The sequence below is a fragment of the Bradyrhizobium manausense genome (genome assembly GCF_001440035.1).
Taxonomy (GTDB): domain Bacteria; phylum Pseudomonadota; class Alphaproteobacteria; order Rhizobiales; family Xanthobacteraceae; genus Bradyrhizobium; species Bradyrhizobium manausense.
Genome location: NZ_LJYG01000121.1, coordinates 1 through 471, shown reverse-complemented (window position 1 = coordinate 471; position 471 = coordinate 1). Strand labels below are relative to the sequence as shown.

Below are 471 nucleotides of genomic sequence, written 5' to 3'. Positions count from 1 at the left end.
TTGCTCACGCCTCTCTTGAGCCAATCATAAAAACATGAAACTGAAACATGAAGTAATCGAGCCATTAAGGTAATTGGAAAAGAATATCTTTTTTGTTTCATATAGGCGTACCTTACTGACTTTCTTTGGCAAAGTACGCTGCTGCCTTTTTTAAAAATTCACGTTCCATTTCAGCTATTTTGAGCTGTTGTTTGAGTTTTTTATTTTCTTCGAGTAGAGCGTTTAGATCAGGTGAATACTGTTTTGTACCTGCTAAAGTTCCAGCCTTTGCTTTGGTATTCCAATTTGAAAGAGTTTGCATTGAAATGCTAAGTTGTCTAGCTGTTTCCGAGACATTGCCTTGATTGGCTTCAATTAATTTGATGGCTTCAGCTTTAAATTCTGTGGTGTAAGTCTTGTGTTTCTTGCTCATGGTAAACTCCTGATGAGTGTGTTTAGTTTACCAAGTTAAAACCTCCTGTTTTTTCAGCA

General features: G+C 36.5%; 1 pseudogene. It reads right to left on the bottom strand.

From position 1 onward, the window contains the following. Positions 1-412: pseudogene (locus tag AOQ71_RS44560) on the bottom strand (transposase); the annotation flags it as partial. Positions 413-471 lie beyond the last annotated feature (59 nt).